Below are 19,947 nucleotides of genomic sequence, written 5' to 3' on the forward strand. Positions count from 1 at the left end.
CCGGCGTCCCGCCGGCCGTCTCGCGACCGACCGACGCCGGCTTCCTGGCGAAAAACGGAGCTCGTGCTTGAACACCGCTGCGATCGCAACCGCCCCCGACCCGACGACGGCTTCCCATGCTCCGCTGGTCTCGCTGCGCGGGGTGTCGAAGACCTTCTCGAATGGAACGGTGGCACTCCAGAACATGTCGCTCGACATTGGCGAGCGGGAATTCGTCAGCCTGCTTGGACCGTCCGGTTGCGGCAAGTCGACCGCCCTGCGGATCATCGCCGGGCTCGGCGACACGACCTCGGGAACGATCACCTGGCCGGGGGTCAGGGACGACACGACGGCCAAGTCGCGGCATGAGATCGGCTTCGTCTTCCAGGAGCCGACGCTGATGCCCTGGGCGACCGTCTTCAACAATGTCTGGCTGCCGCTCCGGCTTCGCGGCGTGTCCAGATCGGCGGCGCGCGGCGACGTCATGGAAGCGCTCGGCATGGTCGGGCTCGAGAAATTCGCCGATTCCTATCCGCGGGAGCTGTCGGGCGGCATGAAGATGCGGGTCTCCATTGCCCGCGCCCTGATCACCAGGCCCAAGCTGCTGCTGATGGACGAGCCCTTCGCCGCCCTCGACGAGATCACCCGCTTCAAGCTCAACAACGACCTCCTGCACCTGTGGGAGAAATTCGGCTGGACGGTGATCTTCGTCACCCATTCGGTCTTCGAGTCGGTCTATCTGTCGAGCCGGATCGTGGTGATGGCGTCGCGTCCCGGGCGGGTCATCGACGAGCTCGCGATCGATGCGCCCTACCCGCGCGAGGAGGAATTCCGTACCTCCAGCATCTACAACGAATATTGCCGCAAGACGTCCGACGCGCTGCATGCGGCAATGGAAGGCAGCGAGCACCGATGACAGCGGTCGAGGCCGAAAAGCACGAGGGCGAGATGGCGCGGACGTCGGTGCAGGATCTCTCGACCGACGAGGCGCCGCGTCCGGCGGAAGCCGGCAGCGCGACCGGTCGCTGGCTCCGCTTCCTGATACCCGTCCTGATGCTCGTCGGGCTGATCGTTGTGTGGCAGGTCTATGTCATGGTCTACGACGTGCCTCATTACATCCTGCCGAGCCCGGTCAGGGTCGCGCAGGCGCTGGCTGCCGACTGGCCGGTCCTGCTCTCGGCGCTCTGGGTGACGTTGACCATCACCCTCAAGGCGCTCGTCATCGCCTTGGTCGGAGGCGTGGCGCTGGCGATTCTGATGGCGCAGTCGAAATGGATCGAGCTGGCCCTCTATCCCTATGCGGTGATCCTCCAGGTGACGCCGGTCGTGGCGATCGCGCCGCTGATCCTGATCTACACGCCAACCACCCAGGCCGCGATTCTGATCTGCGCCTGGATCGTCGCCTTCTTCCCGGTGCTGTCCAACACCACCCAGGGACTGCGCTCGACCGACCATAACCTGCTCAACCTCTTCGAGCTCTACCGGGCGAGCCGCTGGCAGACGCTGATCTTTCTCCAACTCCCCAATGCGCTGCCCTATTTCCTTGCCGGGCTGAGGATCGCCGGCGGCCTGGCGCTGATCGCCGCGGTGGTCGGCGAATTCGCGGCGGGCACCGCCGGGGCCGGATCCGGCCTCGCCTTCCGGCTGCTCGAGTCGCAATACCGTCTCAACATCCCCCGCCTGTTCGGCGCCCTGATCCTGCTCTCTTTGACCGGCGTGCTGATCTTCGCGGCAACCAGCCTCGTATCGCATCTGCTCTTGCGGAAATGGCACGAGAGCGCCGTGCGGCGGGAGAATTGAGGCGATGGACAAGGGCTTCGCGGCGCTGCCGGCGCATGGTCCGCGCCTTGTGCTGGCAAACGCGACGGTGCCGGGCATCTTCCTCGACAACCCGCCGGTACCGCCCGACGAAGAGGGGCTGGTTCGCGCCGATATTGTCGTCAACGAAAGCATCGTCGAACAGGTCATGCCGGCCGGCGGCGAGACCGGATTGCCGAGCTTCGACCTCGATCGCGGCATGGTCTGGCCGACCTTCGTCGACATGCATACCCATATCGACAAGGGCCATATCTGGCCGCGGAAGCCAAATCCGGACGGGACTTTCGATTCGGCGCTTGCCGCGGTCGTCGAGGACCGTGAGGCCGAATGGACGGCCGGTGACGTCGAAAGGCGCATGGATTTCAGCCTGCGCGCCGCCTATGCACACGGCACGTCGCTGCTTCGCACCCACCTCGACTCGGCGCCGCCGCAACACCTGATATCCTGGCCGGTCTTCGCCGGGATGCGCGAACGCTGGGCGGGTCGGGTCGACCTGCAGGCGGTCTCCATCCTGCCCGTCGATCTCTTCCTCGACGCCGCCTTCGCCGACGAACTTGTCGGCCTGGTCGCGGAATGCGGCGGCGTCCTCGGCGCGGTGACCTTCATGATGCCGGAGCTCGACGAGGCGCTGGACGTCATGATGCGCCGCGCCGCGGCGGCCGGACTCGACCTCGATTTCCACGTCGATGAATCCGCCGACCCGACCGCCCGGTCGCTGCGCCATATCGCCGACGCCGCCATCCGCAACGGCTTTCCGGGACGGATCGTCGCCGGCCATTGCTGCTCGCTGGCGGTGCAGCCGGCGGAGGAAGCGGACGCGACGATGGAACGCGTCGCCGAGGCCGGGATCGCCGTCGTATCGCTGCCGATGTGCAACATGTACCTGCAGGACCGGGGCGCCGGCCGGACGCCCCGCTGGCGCGGGGTGACCCTGATCCACGAATTGATGGCGCGGGACGTTCCCGTCGCCGTCGCCTCGGACAATACCCGCGATCCGTTCTATGCCTATGGCGACCTCGACATGCTGGAGGTGTTTCGCGAGGCGGTGCGGATCATCCATCTCGACCACCCGATCGGCGCCTGGGCCGGCCTCGCCAGCCGGGTACCGGCCGGGATCATCGGCCGATCCGACCACGGGACGATCGGCGCCGGCCGGCTGGCCGACCTGGTGCTCTTCCGGGGGCGGTCCTGGACCGAGCTTCTCGCCCGGCCGCAGTCCGACCGGACCATTCTGCGCGCCGGGGCGGCGATCGACCGGACGCTCCCCGACTATCGCGAACTCGACGACCTGATGGGACTTTCGCAATGACGGACATCGCCGCACTGAAAGCCGATCTCGACGGTATCAAGACCGAGGACAATCCGGCGATCGTCAAGCAGAAGAGCCGCGACTTCTTCTGGTATTCGCCGGTGCTGAAGCGTGAGCTCGACGACGTCACCGGCGACCTCATCGTCTCGCCGAAGAGCGAGGAGGAGGTGATCCGGGTCCTGAAGGCCTGTTACGCCGCGGGCGTTCCGGTCACGCCGCGCGGCTCGGGCACCGGCAATTACGGCCAGGCGATGCCGCTGTCGGGCGGCGTCGTGCTCAATCTCGCCGAAATGAACGCGGTGAAATCCGTGTCGCGGGGGCGCGTCGTTACCGAGCCGGGCGCGGTGATCGCCCATATCGACCGCGAGACCCGGAAAGGCCATCAGGAGCTCAGGCTGCATCCCTCCACCTACAATACCGCCTCGCTCGGCGGCTTCATCGCCGGCGGCTCGGGCGGTGTCGGCTCGATCAACTGGGGGGGGCTGCGCGACCTCGGCAACGTGCTGCGGCTGAGGATCGTGACCATGGAGGAGGAGCCGCGGGTGCTCGAGCTCGGCGGCTGGGACCTCCACAAGGTGATGCACGCCTACGGCACCAACGGCATCATCACCGAGGTCGAGGCGCCGCTCGATGTCGCCTATGACTGGGTCGACGTGGTCGTCGGTTTCGACGACTACATGCGGGCCGTGAACTTCGCCAATCTCCTCGCCAATTCCGACGGCCTGCTCTTCAAGGAGATCGCCACGGTCGCCGCTCCGGTGCCGCATGATTATTTCCTTCGCCACCAGAAATTCCTGCACAGGACGGACTCGGTCGTACTGCTGATGGTCGCGCCTCATGCGATCGATCCCTTCCTGGCGCTGGCGGCCCGCGAGAAGGCCGAGATCCGTTATCGCTCCGACACGGCCACCGGGGAGGAGAAGAAGGGGCTGCCGCCGGTCTACGAGCTGACCTGGAATCACACGACGCTGAGGGGGCTAAGGGTCGATCCGACGATCACCTATCTGCAGGTGCTCTATCCTTTCCCCGAGCATGTCGACAAGGTCGCCACGATGACCGGGATCCTCGGTGATGAGGTTCCCGGCCACCTCGAATTCATCCGCTTCGACGGCAATGTCGCCTGCGCCGGCCTGCCGATCGTGCGCTATACCAGCGACGAGCGTCTCGACGAGATCATGGCGATTCACGAGGACAATGGCTGCCCGATCTTCAATCCGCACCGCTACACCCTGGAGGAGGGCGGAATGAAGCAGACCGACGAGATCCAGCTCGCCTTCAAGCACGAGGCCGACCCGAAGGGACTGCTCAACCCCGGCAAGATGGTTGCCTGGGAGAACCCTGATTTCGACTGGAAATCGAACAAGGTCTTCCTGTTTCCTGGCCTGCGCGCGGCGACGCGTTGAGCCGGCGAATGGACCACGCGCCGAGAGAAACCAGAGGGATCGCGATGGAAGCAAACGGAGACCGGGTGGCCTGGGCCGCCGTCATCGGTGAGGCCGGGCGATGAGGGTGCTCGTCGTTTTCGCCCACCCGGTGGAGACCAGCTTCAACGCGGCCACCCATCAGGCGGTGGTCGCCGGCCTGAAGCAGGCCGGGCATTCGGTCGACGATTGCGACCTCTATGCCGAGGGCTTCAATCCGGTGATGTCGCGGGAAGAGCGGCTCAATTACCACGACGAGGCGATCTGTCGGAACCCCGTCCAGTCCTACGTCGACCGGCTGCTCGCCGCCGATGCGCTGGTCCTCGTCCACCCGGTCTGGAACTTCGGGTATCCGGCGATCCTCAAGGGCTATTTCGATCGGGTCTTCCTGCCCGGCGTGTCGTTCGAGCTGGCGAATGGCAAGGTGAAGCCGACGCTCCATAATATTCGCAAGCTGGGGGCGGTGGTGACCTATGGCAGCAGCCGATGGCACGCCATGCTGATCGGCGACCCGCCGCGCAAGGTGGTCAAGCGGGCGGTGCGGGCGGTTGTCCATCCCACCGCGCGGACGGTCTATCTTCCCCTCTACGGCATGAATCGCAATACCGCCGCGACGCGCGAGGCATTCCTGAAGAAGGTCACCGCGACGATGGGCGTTTTTTGACGGGAACTTGCGAGCCAGGCGTCATCCAACCGACATCATTTTAACTTAGACGCATAAGCATGGGCTTCGATCATCGCCGAACCGTGACTTTCAGGCTTGCGCAGGCGGCGCATATCTACCGGGTGCGCGCCGGTAGCCGGCTGTCCCGCATCGATCTGCATTCCGGCCAGGAGAACCTGCTCAAGGCGCTCGAGGCCAGGGACGGCCAGTCGATGAGCGATCTCGCCAGCACGCTGGGCGTCCAGCCGCCGACGGTGACCAAGATGATCAGCCGGCTGGCGGCGCAGGACTATGTCGAGCGGCGGGCTTCGAAGGGGGATGGCCGCCAGGCCATGGTCTTCCTGACGGAACGCGGGAGGAAGGCGATATCGTCGATCGACAAGGTCTGGAAGCGGATCGAGAAGGATGCGCTGGCCGGCATCGACGACAAGGATCGCAAGCGGCTGAGGAAACTGCTCCGGCAGGTCGAGCGCAATCTTGGCGCGGCCGCGAATGGCGACGACAAGGAACTCGAGGAGAAGTCTCCGGCAGAGGCGTCGCCCTGAAGGGCGTTTGCCCGCGGAAGACAGCCGGTCCATTCCGGCCACGGCCGAAACCACGTCGCGGGCAAAGCTAGTGCTTGCCCTCGGTCACCGCTTTGGCGCATTTTCGGCTGCGGACGCTGAACGCGTCCCGCGCCAGCACGTTTCCGAATCACCCAAAAAGCAATTAGGAAACCGGGTTCCATGCCGATAACATTCGATTTTTCCGGTCGGGCCGCCGTCGTGACGGGAGGCGCCCAGGGCATCGGCCGCGCCGTGGTCGAGCGGCTGGTCGACAACGGCGCCGAAGTCGCCATCTGGGATCTCGACGGCGATCTCGCCGAGGCGACCGCGAGCGAGGTGTCGCCGGACGGCAAGGCAATCGGCGTGGGAGTCGATGTCGGCGACTATGAAGCGGTGGTCAAGGCCCGTGAGGCCACCATTGCCAGGTTCGGCAAGGTCGACATCCTGGTCAACAGCGCCGGGATTGCCGGCCGATCCGAGAAGCTGTGGGAATACGCGCCGGAGCATTGGGCCGAGGTGCTGCGGATCAACCTCACCGGCCCGTTCAACTGCTGCAAGGCGCTGGTTCCGGGAATGATGGAGCGGAACTACGGCCGGATCGCCAATATCGCCTCGATCGCCGGCAAGGAGGGCAACCCCAACGCCGCCGCCTATTCGGCGTCCAAGGCCGGCGTCATCGGCATGACAAAGTCGCTGGGCAAGGAAACCGCCGGGCACGACATCGCGGTCAACGCCATCGCTCCGGCGGTCGCCAGGACCAAGATCCTCGAGCAGGTGAGCCAGGAGCATATCGACTACATGCTCTCCAAGATCCCGCGCAACCGGCTGGTCCTCGTCGAGGAGATTTCCGCGACGATTGCCTTCATGGTATCCGAGGAATGTTCGTTCACCACCGGGTTCACGTTTGACATCTCCGGCGGCCGCGCGACCTACTGAGGCAGCTTGTTTCTTGGCGATTTCCCCTCAGGCTGCAGGAGATGCCGCGGCCCGGTTCCGCGGAGTGCTGTTGTTCTGCGGGGCCATGGTGTTCTTCACGCTGCTCGACAGCGCGGCCAAATACGCGACGGCCTACCTGCCGACGCTCGAGATCGCCGGGTTCCGCTTCGTCGTCCATGCCGCCTTCGCCGTCCTGATCTTCAGGCCGTGGCGCGACTGGTCCTTCTACTGGACCCGCAGGCCCGGTGCGCAGATCATGCGGGCGCTCATGCTCGCCGGGTCGACGGCGTTCAACTTCCTGGCGCTGCGCACGCTGCGCCTCGATCAGACGACGACCGTGTTGTTCGCCTCGGCCTTGGTGACGGCGGCGCTGTCCGGTCCGATCCTCGGCGAATGGGTCGGCCCGAGACGGTGGGCGGCGATCATCGTCGGCTTCATCGGCGTGCTGATCGTCATCCGGCCGGGCACCAGCGGCTTCGAGCCGGCGATACTGTTCTCGGTCGCGTCGATGTGCTGCTACGTCGCCTACCTTCTCCTTACGCGCCATCTGACAACCACCGACTCGCCCGAGAGCATGCTGCTGATATCGGCCGTCATTCCGGCGCTGCTCTTCGTGCCGGCCGCATTGCCGTCGGCGGTCATGCCGCCGACGCTGCTTGTCACCGGCGCGCTGCTGGTGACCGGGATCTGCGGCGCGCTCGGTCACTGGATGCTGATCCATGCCCACCGCCTGGCGCCGACCTCGTCGCTGGCGCCCTTCATCTATACCCAATTGGTCTGGATGACGGTTGCGGGCTACGTCTTCTTCCGGCAGCTGCCGGACCGGTACACGCTTGTCGGAGCCACGCTGATCGTCGGCAGCGCGCTCTATATCCTCTATCGCCAGCGGGTCCACGGCGACCAGTAGCCTTGCGACCGCGGGGCGATTCCCGGGATCGCGCCGCGGGTTACCGGTTGCCTGCCCTCGATGCTCCGCCAATACTGCCGCTGCCACCGAATCCGGGGGGATCATGACCAAGGCCGATATTCTGGTGCTGGGCGGCGTGCGCCCGTCGTCTCGCGAAGCGCTCGAGAGCGACTTCAATTGCCACTTTGCTTCGGACGCCGCCGAAACCGGGGCGATCGCGGCCGATGTCGCCGGGCGGATTCGCGGCATCGCCCGCGGTACGCATGTCCATGCCGGCCGGGCGTTGCTGGAGCGGTTTCCGAAACTCGAGATATTCTCGAATTTCGGCGTCGGCTACGACGGAATCGATCTCGACTATTGCGCGGCCAGAGGCATCGTCGTCACCAACACGCCGGACGTGCTGACCGAAGAGGTCGCGGATACGACGCTGGGGTTGCTGCTCAATACCGTGCGCGAGCTCTCGGCGGCCGAGCGGTATCTGAGGGCGGGGCGATGGGAGACGGACGGGGCCTATCCGCTGAGCAAGGCGACGCTCCGCAACCGCACCATAGGGATCCTGGGGCTCGGCAGGATCGGCCTGGCGATCGCCCGCCGACTCGATGCGATGCAGGTTCCCGTCGTCTATCACGGACGGCGCGAGCGGCCCGGCGTCGGCTATCGATACTATCGCGAGCTCAAGTCGATGATCGAAGCGGTCGATACGCTGATCATCGTCGTCCCCGGCTCGGCGGAGACCGCGAACCTGATCGATGCCGGCATGCTGAAGGCGCTTGGGCCGGATGGCATCCTGATCAATGTCGGGCGGGGATCGGTCGTCGACGAACCAGCCCTGATCGAGGCGCTTGCCTCGCGGACCATCCTCGCGGCCGGCCTCGATGTCTTTGCCAACGAGCCAAGCGTTCCGGAAGCCCTGATCTCGCTCGACAACGTCGTCCTGCTGCCGCATCTCGGCTCGGCGTCGCACCATACGCGCGACGCCATGGGCCAGCTGATGGTCGATAACCTCAAGGCGTGGTTCGCGACAGGGGTGCCGCTGACGCCGGTGCCCGAGACGCCGGTGCGGCAGGCGCGGTAGCAGCCGTCAGGCGACGAATTCGCCGCCGAGCTCATCCTCGATATGGGCGCGGATGATGTCGTCGAAGGAGGTTTCGGCCCGGAAACCGAGGGCGACGGCGCGTTCGGGCGCGAAATTGCGCGGCCAGCCCTCGACGATCTTCATGATCGTTTCGTCCGGCTCGCGGCGGATGCGGCTGGCGACCTTGTCGCCGGCGATCCTGCGCAGCGCCTCGATCTGTTCGCCGACCGTGACCGACAGCCCCGGCATGGTGAGGTTGCGCCGCGGTCCGACCTTGTCGCCGTCGAGGGTCGCCGCGTGGACGAGGAAGTTGATCGCCGAACGCGGGCTGGCATGCCAGTGACGGACATCTTCCGAGACCGGCAGCACGACCTCCTCGCCGGCCAGCGGTTCGCGGATGATGTTGGAGAAGAAGCCGGATGCCGCCTTGTTCGGCTTTCCCGGGCGAACGCAGATGGTCGGCAGGCGGATGCCGATGCCATCCATGAAGCCGCGACGGGTGTAGTCGGACAGGAGCAATTCGCCGATTGCCTTCTGTGTGCCGTATGAGGTCAGCGGCGTGTGATGGAATTCGTCGGGTATGGCATCCGGGAAGGGCGCGCCGAAGACGGCGATCGACGACGTGAAGACGACCCGCGGCGCGTAGTGGTTGCTGAATGCCTGGACGGCGTCGAACAGATACCGGGTGCCGTCGAGATTGATGCGGTAGCCCTTTTCGAAATCGGCCTCGGCCTCGCCGGATACGATGGCGGCGAGATGGAAGATGACGTCCGGCCGTTTGGCGACGAGGGACGCCGCGACGCCGGTTCCGGAGAGGTCGGCGGCGAGTGTCTCGACCTCGAAGGGCGCGTTCGACGGTTTCGCGGGGGCAACGACATCGACGAGCGTCGCCCTTTCGATGGTCTTGCCGCCGATGTTGCCGTCGCGGATCAATCGCGCCGTCAACTTCGCGCCGATCATTCCAGCGGCCCCAAGAATCAGAACTTCCATTTCGTGCCCCCAATTGCAGAATCGCCGGACTTTCCGGCATGTTTTCCCCGGCGTCGCCGGCTATCCTGTTACATTTCCCCCGCACGACGGAAAGCAGCGACAACAGACGGATAGGGGCAGGAGACCAAATGAGCAAGGCGATAGTGGTAACCGGTGGCGCCCGGGGGATCGGTGCGGCGGCGGTCCGGCTCTCCGCCAGACGGGGCTGGTCGGTGATCTTCAGCTATCGCAACGACGACGCGGCGGCGGAAAAAACGACCGCCGAGGCGGAGGCGGGGGGTGGAAAGGCCATCGCGGTCAAGAGCGACTCGTCCAGGGAAGACGAGGTCATTGCCTTGTTCGACCAGGCGATCGAGGCCTTCGGACCAATCGACGGGGTGGTCAATAATGCGGGAATCCTGTCGCCAATGAGCCCGATCGCCGACATGACGGCGGACCGGATGCGCCATATCTTCGACGTCAATATCCTCGGTTCCTATTTCACGGCGCGCGAGGCGGCGCGGCGGATGTCGACCAGCCGCGGCGGGCGTGGCGGCTCGATCGTCAACCTCTCGTCGGCGGCGGCCAAGCTCGGTGCGCCGAACCAGCATGTCGACTATGCCGGTTCGAAGGGCGCGATGGAATCGATGACCATCGGCCTGTGCAAGGAACTCGGGCCCGAGGGTATCCGGGTCAACGCGATCCGTCCCGGCCTGATCCTGACCGACATGCATGCCAGTGGCGGCGACCCCGGCCGGGCCGAACGTCTGGCCGCGAATGTGCCGATGCAAAGACCCGGAACGGCCGATGAGGTGGGCGAGGCGATCGTCTGGCTGCTCTCCGACAGCGCCTCCTATGTCAGCGGCGCGATCCTCGACGTCACGGGGGGACGATGAACGGAGCGCGGATACCGGGCAGGGGGGCGATGGCGCGTCCCGGTCGGCTGCCGCTGGCGCTTGCCGTCCTCGCGGCGGGGATGGCGACGGCGGCCGATGCGAAAACGCTGGTCTTTTGCCCGTCCGGCGGCCCCGAGGGCTTCGACCCCGCGCCTTTCACGCTCGGCACCACATTCGATGCCTCGTCGCAGGCGCTCTACGACCGCCTCGTCACCTTCAAGCCGGGAACCACCGAAATCGCGCCGGGCCTCGCCGAGAGCTGGGAGGTCTCCTCGGACGGCCTCGACTACACGTTCCATCTCCGTCCGGGCGTGACATTCCAGGGAACCGCGGATTTCACGCCGACCCGCGACTTCAACGCCGACGACGTGGTGTTCTCGCTGGAGCGCCAGTGGAAGGAGGACAATCCCTATTACGACTATGCCGGGGGCATCTGGCCCGATTTCACCGGCATGTCGATGGGGTCGATGCTGCGCGCGGTCAGGAAGGTCGACGACGAGACGGTGGTGATAACCCTCAACCGGCCGGACGCGACGCTGCTCGCCGATCTCGCCATGGACTTCGCGTCCATCCTTTCGGCCGAATATGCGGGCGCATTGCTCGAATCCGGCGAGCGCGACAAGCTCGGCAGCGAGCCGGTCGGGACGGGTCCTTTCGTGCGGACCGGCTTTGAGGAAGGAGTTGTCGTGCGCTATGCCGCCAATCCGGATTACTGGGGCGGCAGGCCGGCGATCGACGAGCTGGTCTTCGACATCACGCCGGACGCCACGATCCGCATGGAGAAGCTGAAAGCGGGCGATTGCGACGTGATCGCCGATCCGCCGGCCGCCGAAATCGCCGCTCTCCCGGGAGATACGCCGATCGTGGTGGAAGAAAGGCCGGGCGCCAACGTCGCCTATCTCGCCTTCAACACCACCCAGGCGCCGTTCGACCAGCCGACGGTCCGCAAGGCCGTCAACATGGCCATCCACAAGCAGGCGATCGTCGACCGCGTCTATCATGGCGCGGCGGTTGCCGCGACGACGCCGATCCCGCCGGACATGTGGTCCCATGCCGAGGGGCTGGCCGGCGACCCGCATGATCCGGAAGCGGCTCGGAAGCTCCTCGCCGAGGCCGGCGCCGGCAACCTGTCGATGCGGATTCTCGTGCCCGACGCGGCGCGGCCCTACGATCCCGACCCGGCGCAGGCCGCCGACATGATCCGCGACGATCTCGCCGCGGTGGGGATCAAGGCCGAGATCGTCACCGACGACCTGGACGGCTTCCTCGAAAAGGCGGCCGATCCGGAACGCGACGGCGCGGTACTCTTCGGCTGGTCGGACGACAATGGCGATCCGGCGGGCTTCTTCTCGACCCTGCTCGATTGCGACACGGTCGGCATCACCAATCTTGCGCAATGGTGCGACGCCCGCTTCAGCAAGCTGATCCAGGAGGCCCGGGCGCTTTCGGGCCAGGAGGCGCGGAGCGCCGGCTACAAGCAGGCGCAGGCGATCTTCGTCGACCAGGCGCCCTGGGTGGCGATCGCCCACGCCACGGAGACCGTGGCGCACGGCAAGGACGTCACCGGTTTCGTCGTCGACCCGCTGGGCCGTCACCGCTTCGACACGGTCGACATCGCGGGCGACTAGGGCGGCTCGCTCCCCCCCGGTTGGCAATCCGGCCGGGACTCGCCTATATCGGTCGCCGAACAAGACCGGCGGCCTTGACCCGCCTCGGAGCGCATTCCCATGCCAGAAAACCAGATCCCCGTCACCGTGCTTACCGGCTATCTCGGCGCCGGAAAGACGACGCTTCTCAACCGTATCCTGTCGGAGAACCACGGCAAGAAATACGCCGTGGTGGTCAACGAGTTCGGCGAGATCAACATCGACAACGACCTGATCGTCGAGTCCGACGAGGAGGTCTACGAGATGAATAACGGCTGCGTCTGCTGCACCGTCCGCGGCGACCTGATCCGGGTCGTCGAGGGGCTGATGAAACGGCCGGGGGGCTTCGATGGCATCCTCGTCGAGACGACGGGCCTCGCCGACCCGGCGCCTGTCGCCCAGACCTTCTTCATGGACGACGAGGTCCGCGCCAGGGCCAAGCTCGACGCCGTGGTCACCGTCGCCGACGCCAAGCACCTGATCGCGCGGCTTGGCGACAGTCCCGAGGCGGAGGAGCAGATCGGCTTCGCCGACGTCGTCATCCTCAACAAGACCGACCTCGTCACGCCGGAGGAGCTGGCCGAGGTCGAGGGCCGTATCCGGGCGATCAACGAGCATGCCGTCATCCACCGCACGGAACGATGTGCCCTGCCGCTCGACCGGGTGCTCGATCGCGGCGCCTTCGATCTCGATCGCATCCTCTCCCTCGATCCGGAATTCCTCGAAGGCGAGGATCATGACCATGATCACGACCATGACCACGACCATCATGATCACGACGGGCACGACCACGATCATCACCACCACCACGCCGCCCATGATCCGCTGGTGACCAGCCTGTCGCTGCGGACCGGCGACCTCGATCCGCAACGCTTCTTCCCGTGGATCGAGCAGATCACCCAGGGCTTCGGTCCGGACATCCTGCGGCTGAAGGGCATCCTTGCCTTGAAGGACGATCCGGATCGCTATGTGGTCCAGGGCGTCCACATGATCATCGAGGGCAACCACCAGCGGCCGTGGCGCGACGGCGAGGCGCGCGAGAGCCGGCTGGTCTTCATCGGCCGCCGCCTCGATGCCGACCTGATCAAGGACGGCTTCGCCGCCTGCGCCGCCTAGTGCCGGAGATCCAGGAACGTCCGTTTGGCGCCTATGTCGTCGAGGTGGCGTTCCTCGGCGACACGGCCGTCTTCGCGCTTGGTGATGGTTCGGTGCGCCGGATGACGGGCGACGGGGAAGGTGCGACGACGGTTCATGCCGGAGCGATCCTGGCCGCGGCGCGGAGCCGGGACGGCGAGAGCCTGATCACCGGCGGCGACGACGGGCTGGTCGCGCGGACCGACGCGGGCGGTACGGTCGCGACGATTGCCCAACGCAAGGGCAAGTGGATCGACCAGATCGCCGCGGGCCCGAACGACGCGGTCGCCTTCGCCGCGGGGCGGCGCGCCGAGGTCCGTCTCGGCGACGGGCGGGAGCGTGCCTTCGACCTGCCGCGCGCGGTCGGCGGGGTCGCCTTCGCGCCGAAGGGGCTGAGGCTGGCGGTCGCCCGCTATGATGGCGCGACGCTGTGGTGGGCCGGCACCGACGCCGATCCGGTTGCCTTCGAGTGGAAGGGCGCGCATATCGCCGTCGCCTTCTCGCCGGACGGCAAATACCTGCTGACGGCGATGCAGGATAACCAGCTCCATGGCTGGCGCCTCGACGATGGCAAGGACATGCGGATGAGTGGCTATCCGGCGAAGCCGCGGTCGCTCTCCTGGTCGGCGAAAGGCCGGTTCCTCGCCACCTCCGGTGCCAACGCCGCGGTGCTCTGGCCGTTCCATCACAAGGATGGCCCGCAGGGCAAGCCGCCGCTGCAGCTCGGCGCCCGCGAGGTGCTGGTCACCCGGGTCGCCTGCCATCCGAAAGAGGAGCTGCTGGCGATCGGCTATCAGGACGGCATGGTGATGGCGGTCCGCTTCGCCGACGCGGAAGAGGTGCTGCTTCGCCGTCCGGGTGGCGGGCCGGTGTCGGCGCTCGCCTGGGACGACCGCGGCGGGCGGCTCGCCTACGGCACCGAGGAAGGCGCCGCCGGAATCGTGACGATCGCCTGAAGCCGCTTGCGGGTCAGTTCTGGCGGCTTGGCGCGACGATCAGGACATCGAGCTCGCGGTCCGGCATGAAATCCGTCGCTTTCACCTGGAACCTGGTGGGGGCGATCTTCTTCACCCCCGTTCCGCAGAAGCTGACCAGCGCGTCGGTCGAACCCTTGTCGATGGTCAGGGTGAAGTCGCCGATCGGTCCGGACCAGTTGTTCGCCGTGGTGAGGATGTAGCTCAGCCGCCTCTCTTCGAGATAGGGGAGGTTGCTGTTCTTGACGGCGTCAAGCTGCCGCCGCGCCGCGCGATCGAAATCGGCGTCGATGCAATAGCTCGCCTTGTAGGCGGGATCGTCCAGGGCATAGTCGCCGAAGAAGCCGTAGCCGACCACCGGTTGATAGCTGTGTTCGACGACGACGTCGCGGCCGGGCGGGAAGCTCTGTTCCCAGTAGAAGGTGGTTTCGAGCTTCCACGCCGCCTCGACGTTATACGGATCGACATAGATGAGGCCGAGGCGGTTGAGCTCGTCCCTGGTGCTCTCGGGCAGCGCTTCCAGCCTCTGATAGAGGCCTTCGGCGATCGGGTTGAGCGGCAGCCCGAAGCGCTTCAGCTCCGCCGTCCGGTCGACGCCGAGAGCGGTCGCCCGCTCCTCGATGGAGGGAGCGACCGGAACCCCGTCGACGGTGACCTTGAAGTCGACGAAGTTCGGATCGCCGCCACGCGGCATGACGACGTTCATCGCCTCGGGGACGACCGCGTCGATGGTCGGCAGGGGGAAGGCGACGAGGTAGGTGCGCGGCGTATCGGTCCGGTTGCGGAAGCGATAGGTGACGCGAATCTGGTCCACCGAGACGAAGAGATCCTCCGACAGGAGCGCAATGTCCTCGGTGCGGACGAGCTGGAGGCCGCCGGCGCCGAGCTCGGCAGTCGAATCGTTGGCGCTCGCCGTGGGGGCGGCGGGAGAGGCGAGGATCGCCGTCCCCAGAAGCGCGGCGCGTGGCAGGCTGACAAGGCGGGTATGGGTCATCATGCATCGCCCTCTGACTGACGCTCCGTCAGGCAGCGGCAGCATATCCGAAAACGCGTCGGCGGGCATGATGGCGATTCGGGCCGGGCGCGAGGAGCACTGTTGAGGAGCCGCCTCGCGCCCGCCTGGAGGCGGTTTAGATATCTTCGCAGGTCTCGACGATGTCCTCACGCTCCGGATAGGCCTCGAGCAGGTTGTCGAAGCTCTCCTCGAAGTCGTCGACGACGATCATCGTCGCCAGTTCCTCGTCGCCGATACCCTCGAAGGCACTGATGATGCATTCGGAGATCGCGGCCTGCCGGGCCTGATCCGCGTCGGGGCGTTCCTCGGCGACGAAGGCCGCGACGAGGGCTGGAAGGTCGTCACGAACGGCGGCATGTGCCGGAGTCAGCGACAGGCCAAGGAGGATCAGTGGCAGGATGCGATGCATGTAATGCTCTCACGGTTGGTTGACGAAAATGGCTGAATCCGCCGCCTCGGCGCCGGAATCACCAACGAAGCATATGTGTCATGATCTCGCGGCGGTTGCCATCCCGCATCCACCACGCCGCGGGCGACCGCTGGGTCGTCTGGCGGTCAGCCGAGACAATCCTCCAAGGCGTCCTCTGTTTCGGGGTGAGCCATGACGAGGGCGTCGAGCGTGTCCTCGAAGTCTTCCTGGTCGAGCAGGATCTCCTTTTCGGCCGCGTCGAGGCCCTCGAACTGCGCAAGCAGGCAATCGACCATCGCCGCCTGGTCGATGGCGCTCGCATCGCCGGCCTCGTCGGCGACGAAGCCCGCCGCCGCGTCCGCGAGACGCGTGTCGATATCGGTCTGGGCATGGCCGAGAGCAGGAAGCGATGCCGAGATCAGGAGGGCGAGAATCAGTCCTGGCATGTGCGGGTCTCCGGTCGTTGAGGCATCTCCGCGAGCATGACCTCGCCGGCCGCGTAAGGCCATGCCTTTCTCATTCGGTCCGGGTTGGGTACAGATAACGGAGGTTGTGATCGCCACGCGAACCGGGGGAGGAGCCGATGTCGGCGGAAGAAGGTCCGGAGCGGGACCAGGTCAAGCGCATTGTCGAGGAAGCGGAGGAGGGGCGGCACGGCCGGCTCGACGATCCCGGCACGCCCCTCGAACAGGGGCCGATCGAACGCGGCCGGGTCGATGCCGGTCCGACCGGTCAGCGCGGGGACGGGTTCCGCCAGTCCGAGTCCGGAAACCGGATTCTGTGGATCGGCGGCGTCGCGATCGTCGTGATCGTCATCGTCGCGGCGATCGCCCTGCTGGGATAGCGTCCGCTACTGGAATTTCACCATCTTGCGGCAGACATTGTCGGCCGCTTCGAGCGCCTTGGCCGACGCGGGATCCTGTTCCTGGAGCAGCTTGAAGGCTTCGCGCGGTCCCGGCGAGGCCAGGATCATGCGCTGCGCGCCGACGGGCAGCTTCGCGAAGGCATCCATGAGGCAGGCCTTGTATGTCGGCCATTCGCCTTCGACCAGCTTCGGTGCGCCCGGCTCGGCGAAGGCCTTCTCGAGGAAGGCGTCGAACTGCGCGAGCAGGTCCTCCGGTGGCGCGGCCTCCTCCGCCTCATCCGTGACCGACCATCTGCCGTCCGGCGACAACTGGTAGGTCCTGCCGTCCTCGCCGGTGACGACGATGGCATAGGTGCCGTCCTCGTTGAGCTGGTAGGCGGTTCCAGCGCCGTCGGTCGCCGATATCGGTTCCGCCGATGCGGTGCCCGCGGCGGCGAGCAGTGCGGCCGCGGCCGCTGCCAGTCTCAGCATGATGTCTCCCCGGTCTCCTCGGTCTGCGTCTATCGTACCAGCACGTTGCGGAACTGCCAGGGATCGTTCTCGTCGATATCCTCCGGAAAGAAGCCGGGGCGGTCGCTGAGCGGGGTCCAGTCGGTGTAATAGCCCTTGACCGGTCCGAGATAGGGGACCTGCACCTCGAGGCAGCGGCGGTAATCCATCTCGTCGGTCTCGACGATGCCGGCATCCGGATTCTCCAGTGCCCAGACCATGCCGGCAAGCACCGCCGACGTGACCTGGAGGCCGGTCGCGTTCTGGTAGGGCGCGAGGTCCCGCGTCTCCTCGATCGAGAGCTGGGAGCCGAACCAGTAGGCATTCCTGGCGTGTCCGTAGAGCAGGACACCGAGCTCGTCGATGCCGTCGACGATCTCGTTCTCGTCGAGAATATGGACCTTGTCCTGGGCCTTGCCCGCCTGGCCGAACATCTCGTGGAGCGAGAGGACCGCGTCATCGGCCGGGTGATAGGCGTAGTGGCAGGTCGGCCGGAAGACCACGTCGTCGCCCTCGCGGAGGGTGAAAAAATCGGCGATCGAGATCGACTCGTTGTGGGTGACGAGGAAGCCGTGCTGGGCGCCGGGCGTCGGGCACCAGGTCCGGACGCGGGTATCGGCGCCGGGCTGGAGCAGGTAGAGGCCGGCCTTCGGACCGATCGTTTCGGGGTGGGCGTTGTCGGGCATCCATTTCTCGTGGGTGCCCCAGCCGAGCTCGGCCGGCTGCAGGCCCTCGGATATGAAGCCCTCCACCGACCAGGTGTTGACGAAAACGTTCATCGGCTTGGGGTCACGGGCGCGCTGGGTGTCGCGCTCGGCGATATGGACGCCCTTGACGCCGAGGTCGCGCATCAGCCGCGCCCAGCCTTCCCGATCGTCCGGACCCGGCTCGTCGAAGGCGTGCCCGGTGTCGTTGGCGATGTTGACCAGCGCCTGCTTGACGAACCACGAGACCATGCCCGGATTGGCGCCGCAGCAGGACACCGCGGTGGTGCCGCCGGGATTCGCTGCCTTCTCCTGGCGCACCGTGTTGCGCAGCGCGTTGTTGGTGCGCGCCTCGGCAACCGTGGTGCGATCGAAATAGAAGCCCGGCCACGGCTCGACCACCGTGTCGATATAGGGGACGCCGATCTCGCGGCAAAGCCGCAGGATCTCGAGCGACGAGGTGTCGACGGAGAGATTGACGCAGAAGCCGGTGCCTTCGCCTTCGGTCAGCAGCGGCGTCAGGATCTCGCGGAAGTTGGCGGGCGTCAGCTCCTCCTGGACGAAGCGGATGTCGCGCTCGTCGAGCAGGTGGCGGCCGGCGTCTTCCGGATCGATCACCACCATCCGCGACGCGTCATATTCGAAATGACGCTCGATCAGCGGCAGCATCCCCCTGCCGATTGAGCCGAAGCCGATCATCACGATCGGCCCATCGATTTTCCCGTGGATCGGCCACCCGGCCATGCGCGGTCTCCTTGCATCTCTGGCTTCCGGCCTTCATCGCGGGAAACGGCTGTCGAGGTCAACCCTCCGCGATCGTCTGGCCGGACGGGTCGACAATCCGCGGCGGGGACATATGTGAGAGCGGGGCGGCGGGCATCGAGGACGAGGCCCATGTTCGGGACATTGACCAGTCGACTGGGCGCGGCGGCGCTGGCACTGACTGTTTCCGTCGCTTCGGCGGGAGCCGCCCCGGCCCGCAATTCCGGCAATGCCCTGTTCGATCGGGCGGTCGAGCTGATCGAACGGAATTTCTATGCACCGGAAGCGCTGACGGATTTCAATGAATCGGTTGCGTTGACGATCGACAGCCTCGGCGGTCTCGGCGACGCCGAAGCGGCGGTCGTCGACGACGCGATCGACTTCGTGGCGGCGAGCCTCGGCGTGTCGCATACCGGTCGCTTCACCCGTGACCAGCTCGCCTATTACGAACTGGCCGACGTCTTTCGTTACGGTCTCCGCGACCGGCTTCGCCGGTTCTTCCCGCCCGACGGCGACGTCACCTATGACGGGATCGGGATCGCCAGCACCTCGGACGGGGGACAGGTCTTCATCACCGACATCTATGACGGCACACCCGCCGACCGCGCCGGGCTGCTCGCCGGCGACGAGATCCTCGCGGTCGATGGCGCGCCCTTTTCGGAGATCGGCTCCTTCCGCGACAAGGCCGGACAATCGGCTGTCCTTTCGATCCGCAGGACGGAAGGCGGACCGCGCTTCGACGTGTCCGTGCCGGTCGCCAGGCTGTCGCCGGCCGAGACCTTCGTCTCGGCAATCGCCGACAGCGCCGAGGTGATCGAGCGCGACGGCTATCGAATCGGCTATCTCCGGCTCTGGGCCTATACCGAGCGGCGGATCGAGGGGATCATCGAAGCGGCGCTCGCCGGACCACTTGCCGGGACCGACGGGCTGGTGCTCGACCTCCGCAGCCGCTGGGGCGGCGCGCCGGCTGACGCGGCCGACACCTTCGTTGGCGGGTCGCCGGAGATGACGATGGTCTATCGCGGCGGCGAGTCCGAGCTCATCCATACCCGATGGGACAAGCCGATCGTCGCCATCATCGACGAGGGAACCCGGAGCGGCATGGAGATCCTCGCCTATGCGCTCAAGCAGAACGGCGTCAGGCTCATCGGCGAGACCACCGCCGGCGACGTGCTGGCCGGCCGCGCCTTCTGGCTGCCGGATGGCAGCATCCTGGAGATCGCGGTGGCGGACGTCATGGTCGACGGGGAGCGGCTGGAGCATGTCGGCGTCGCCCCGGATATCGCCGTTCCCTTCGACATCCGCTACGCCGCCGGCAGGGACGAACAGCTCGCGGCGGCGCTGGGCGCCATGACGCACCGGCTGGCGACCGGTTTTCCCGAGCCGCGCACTCCCTGACCGGCGGTCGAATGGCTATATGGAGGGAAATC

General features: G+C 66.4%; 21 protein-coding genes. 15 read left to right on the forward strand and 6 right to left on the reverse strand.

Features of this window, described 5'->3' with window-relative positions:
- Positions 1–67 precede the first annotated feature (67 nt).
- The 9 genes from KDJ86_RS18010 (at position 68) to KDJ86_RS18050 (ending at position 8,654) form a co-directional block, all read left to right on the forward strand.
- A complete protein-coding gene (locus KDJ86_RS18010) occupies positions 68–895 on the forward strand; it encodes an ABC transporter ATP-binding protein (RefSeq protein WP_291749028.1) in 828 nt (275 codons plus the stop codon).
- Positions 892–1,779 carry an ABC transporter permease gene (locus KDJ86_RS18015; protein WP_291749029.1) on the forward strand — a complete coding sequence of 296 codons (888 nt, stop codon included), beginning with the start codon at positions 892–894 and terminating at the stop codon, positions 1,777–1,779. Before KDJ86_RS18010 ends, KDJ86_RS18015 begins: the two co-directional genes overlap by 4 nt.
- A gap of 4 nt (positions 1,780–1,783) precedes the next feature.
- Positions 1,784–3,106 carry a cytosine deaminase gene (locus tag KDJ86_RS18020; RefSeq protein WP_291749031.1) on the forward strand — a complete coding sequence of 441 codons (1,323 nt, stop codon included), beginning with the start codon at positions 1,784–1,786 and terminating at the stop codon, positions 3,104–3,106.
- Positions 3,103–4,509, forward strand: coding sequence for an FAD-binding oxidoreductase (locus tag KDJ86_RS18025; RefSeq protein ID WP_291749032.1), 1,407 nt, complete (start codon positions 3,103–3,105; stop codon positions 4,507–4,509). Before KDJ86_RS18020 ends, KDJ86_RS18025 begins: the two co-directional genes overlap by 4 nt.
- Positions 4,510–4,609: 100 nt before the next feature.
- Positions 4,610–5,191 (forward strand): NAD(P)H-dependent oxidoreductase, encoded by a 582-nt coding sequence (locus KDJ86_RS18030; RefSeq protein WP_291749034.1) that lies wholly within the window; start codon positions 4,610–4,612, stop codon positions 5,189–5,191.
- 83 nt (positions 5,192–5,274) lie between these two features.
- A complete protein-coding gene (locus KDJ86_RS18035) occupies positions 5,275–5,736 on the forward strand; it encodes a MarR family winged helix-turn-helix transcriptional regulator (RefSeq protein ID WP_291749035.1) in 462 nt (153 codons plus the stop codon).
- Positions 5,737–5,916: 180 nt separating this feature from the next.
- Positions 5,917–6,672: an SDR family NAD(P)-dependent oxidoreductase gene (locus tag KDJ86_RS18040; RefSeq protein WP_291749036.1), complete on the forward strand. Its 756-nt coding sequence runs from the start codon at positions 5,917–5,919 to the stop codon at positions 6,670–6,672.
- A 64-nt stretch (positions 6,673–6,736) separates the two neighbouring features.
- The gene (locus KDJ86_RS18045) at positions 6,737–7,579 is read left to right on the forward strand and encodes a DMT family transporter (protein WP_291749038.1); all 843 of its coding nucleotides are present in this window, start codon (positions 6,737–6,739) and stop codon (positions 7,577–7,579) included.
- A 103-nt stretch (positions 7,580–7,682) separates the two neighbouring features.
- Entirely contained in the window at positions 7,683–8,654 is a 972-nt protein-coding gene (locus KDJ86_RS18050; protein WP_291749041.1) for a 2-hydroxyacid dehydrogenase, read from the forward strand.
- Between the two features lie 6 nt (positions 8,655–8,660).
- Here KDJ86_RS18050 and denD read toward each other — a convergent pair whose 3' ends face one another.
- A complete protein-coding gene (gene denD / locus KDJ86_RS18055) occupies positions 8,661–9,644 on the reverse strand; it encodes a D-erythronate dehydrogenase (protein WP_291749043.1) in 984 nt (327 codons plus the stop codon).
- 128 nt (positions 9,645–9,772) lie between these two features.
- Here denD and KDJ86_RS18060 point away from each other — a divergent pair, with 128 nt between their 5' ends.
- The 4 genes from KDJ86_RS18060 (at position 9,773) to KDJ86_RS18075 (ending at position 14,255) form a co-directional block, all read left to right on the forward strand.
- On the forward strand, positions 9,773–10,519 hold the full coding sequence (locus KDJ86_RS18060; protein ID WP_291749045.1) for an SDR family oxidoreductase: 747 nt from the start codon (positions 9,773–9,775) through the stop codon (positions 10,517–10,519).
- Between the two features lie 29 nt (positions 10,520–10,548).
- Complete coding sequence (locus KDJ86_RS18065; RefSeq protein WP_291749047.1) at positions 10,549–12,147, forward strand: ABC transporter substrate-binding protein; 1,599 nt, start codon at positions 10,549–10,551, stop codon at positions 12,145–12,147.
- Positions 12,148–12,246: 99 nt separating this feature from the next.
- Entirely contained in the window at positions 12,247–13,281 is a 1,035-nt protein-coding gene (locus KDJ86_RS18070; protein ID WP_291749049.1) for a CobW family GTP-binding protein, read from the forward strand.
- Complete coding sequence (locus KDJ86_RS18075) at positions 13,281–14,255, forward strand: WD40 repeat domain-containing protein (protein WP_291749051.1); 975 nt, start codon at positions 13,281–13,283, stop codon at positions 14,253–14,255. The genes KDJ86_RS18070 and KDJ86_RS18075 overlap by 1 nt, the downstream gene beginning before the upstream one ends.
- Before the next feature lie 13 nt (positions 14,256–14,268).
- Here KDJ86_RS18075 and KDJ86_RS18080 read toward each other — a convergent pair whose 3' ends face one another.
- From KDJ86_RS18080 to KDJ86_RS18090, 3 genes are all read right to left on the reverse strand, one after another.
- Positions 14,269–15,267: a DUF4424 domain-containing protein gene (locus tag KDJ86_RS18080; protein ID WP_291749052.1), complete on the reverse strand. Its 999-nt coding sequence runs from the start codon at positions 15,265–15,267 to the stop codon at positions 14,269–14,271.
- 136 nt (positions 15,268–15,403) lie between these two features.
- Positions 15,404–15,697 carry a hypothetical protein gene (locus KDJ86_RS18085; protein ID WP_291749054.1) on the reverse strand — a complete coding sequence of 98 codons (294 nt, stop codon included), beginning with the start codon at positions 15,695–15,697 and terminating at the stop codon, positions 15,404–15,406.
- A gap of 146 nt (positions 15,698–15,843) precedes the next feature.
- Positions 15,844–16,143, reverse strand: a complete 300-nt coding sequence (locus KDJ86_RS18090; RefSeq protein WP_291749057.1) for a hypothetical protein — start codon at positions 16,141–16,143, stop codon at positions 15,844–15,846.
- A 137-nt stretch (positions 16,144–16,280) separates the two neighbouring features.
- On the opposite strand from KDJ86_RS18090, the gene KDJ86_RS18095 reads away from it, so the two are divergent.
- Positions 16,281–16,541 carry a hypothetical protein gene (locus KDJ86_RS18095; RefSeq protein ID WP_291749058.1) on the forward strand — a complete coding sequence of 87 codons (261 nt, stop codon included), beginning with the start codon at positions 16,281–16,283 and terminating at the stop codon, positions 16,539–16,541.
- A gap of 6 nt (positions 16,542–16,547) precedes the next feature.
- Here KDJ86_RS18095 and KDJ86_RS18100 read toward each other — a convergent pair whose 3' ends face one another.
- Complete coding sequence (locus tag KDJ86_RS18100; RefSeq protein ID WP_291749060.1) at positions 16,548–17,033, reverse strand: hypothetical protein; 486 nt, start codon at positions 17,031–17,033, stop codon at positions 16,548–16,550.
- A 29-nt stretch (positions 17,034–17,062) separates the two neighbouring features.
- A complete protein-coding gene (locus KDJ86_RS18105) occupies positions 17,063–18,499 on the reverse strand; it encodes a homospermidine synthase (protein ID WP_291749063.1) in 1,437 nt (478 codons plus the stop codon).
- Between the two features lie 150 nt (positions 18,500–18,649).
- Here KDJ86_RS18105 and KDJ86_RS18110 point away from each other — a divergent pair, with 150 nt between their 5' ends.
- Positions 18,650–19,915 (forward strand): S41 family peptidase, encoded by a 1,266-nt coding sequence (locus KDJ86_RS18110; protein ID WP_291749065.1) that lies wholly within the window; start codon positions 18,650–18,652, stop codon positions 19,913–19,915.
- Positions 19,916–19,947: the final 32 nt, after the last annotated feature.

Source organism: Bauldia sp. (assembly GCF_020442045.1).
Taxonomy (GTDB): Bacteria; Pseudomonadota; Alphaproteobacteria; order Rhizobiales; family Kaistiaceae; genus Bauldia.

Bases quoted from the DNA above. Each gene is read 5' to 3' on its own strand.
- KDJ86_RS18090 (WP_291749057.1), bottom strand. From the start codon at position 16,143: ATGCCAGGACTGATTCTCGCCCTCCTGATCTCGGCATCGCTTCCTGCT.
- KDJ86_RS18105 (WP_291749063.1), bottom strand. From the start codon at position 18,499: ATGGCCGGGTGGCCGATCCACGGGAAAATCGATGGGCCGATCGTGATG.
- KDJ86_RS18085 (WP_291749054.1), bottom strand. From the start codon at position 15,697: ATGCATCGCATCCTGCCACTGATCCTCCTTGGCCTGTCGCTGACTCCG.
- KDJ86_RS18025 (WP_291749032.1), top strand. From the start codon at position 3,103: ATGACGGACATCGCCGCACTGAAAGCCGATCTCGACGGTATCAAGACC.
- KDJ86_RS18095 (WP_291749058.1), top strand. From the start codon at position 16,281: ATGTCGGCGGAAGAAGGTCCGGAGCGGGACCAGGTCAAGCGCATTGTC.
- KDJ86_RS18065 (WP_291749047.1), top strand. From the start codon at position 10,549: ATGGCGCGTCCCGGTCGGCTGCCGCTGGCGCTTGCCGTCCTCGCGGCG.
- KDJ86_RS18100 (WP_291749060.1), bottom strand. From the start codon at position 17,033: ATGCTGAGACTGGCAGCGGCCGCGGCCGCACTGCTCGCCGCCGCGGGC.
- KDJ86_RS18080 (WP_291749052.1), bottom strand. From the start codon at position 15,267: ATGACCCATACCCGCCTTGTCAGCCTGCCACGCGCCGCGCTTCTGGGG.
- KDJ86_RS18060 (WP_291749045.1), top strand. From the start codon at position 9,773: ATGAGCAAGGCGATAGTGGTAACCGGTGGCGCCCGGGGGATCGGTGCG.
- KDJ86_RS18040 (WP_291749036.1), top strand. From the start codon at position 5,917: ATGCCGATAACATTCGATTTTTCCGGTCGGGCCGCCGTCGTGACGGGA.
- KDJ86_RS18050 (WP_291749041.1), top strand. From the start codon at position 7,683: ATGACCAAGGCCGATATTCTGGTGCTGGGCGGCGTGCGCCCGTCGTCT.
- KDJ86_RS18020 (WP_291749031.1), top strand. From the start codon at position 1,784: ATGGACAAGGGCTTCGCGGCGCTGCCGGCGCATGGTCCGCGCCTTGTG.
- denD (WP_291749043.1), bottom strand. From the start codon at position 9,644: ATGGAAGTTCTGATTCTTGGGGCCGCTGGAATGATCGGCGCGAAGTTG.
- KDJ86_RS18070 (WP_291749049.1), top strand. From the start codon at position 12,247: ATGCCAGAAAACCAGATCCCCGTCACCGTGCTTACCGGCTATCTCGGC.
- KDJ86_RS18015 (WP_291749029.1), top strand. From the start codon at position 892: ATGACAGCGGTCGAGGCCGAAAAGCACGAGGGCGAGATGGCGCGGACG.
- KDJ86_RS18030 (WP_291749034.1), top strand. From the start codon at position 4,610: ATGAGGGTGCTCGTCGTTTTCGCCCACCCGGTGGAGACCAGCTTCAAC.
- KDJ86_RS18110 (WP_291749065.1), top strand. From the start codon at position 18,650: ATGTTCGGGACATTGACCAGTCGACTGGGCGCGGCGGCGCTGGCACTG.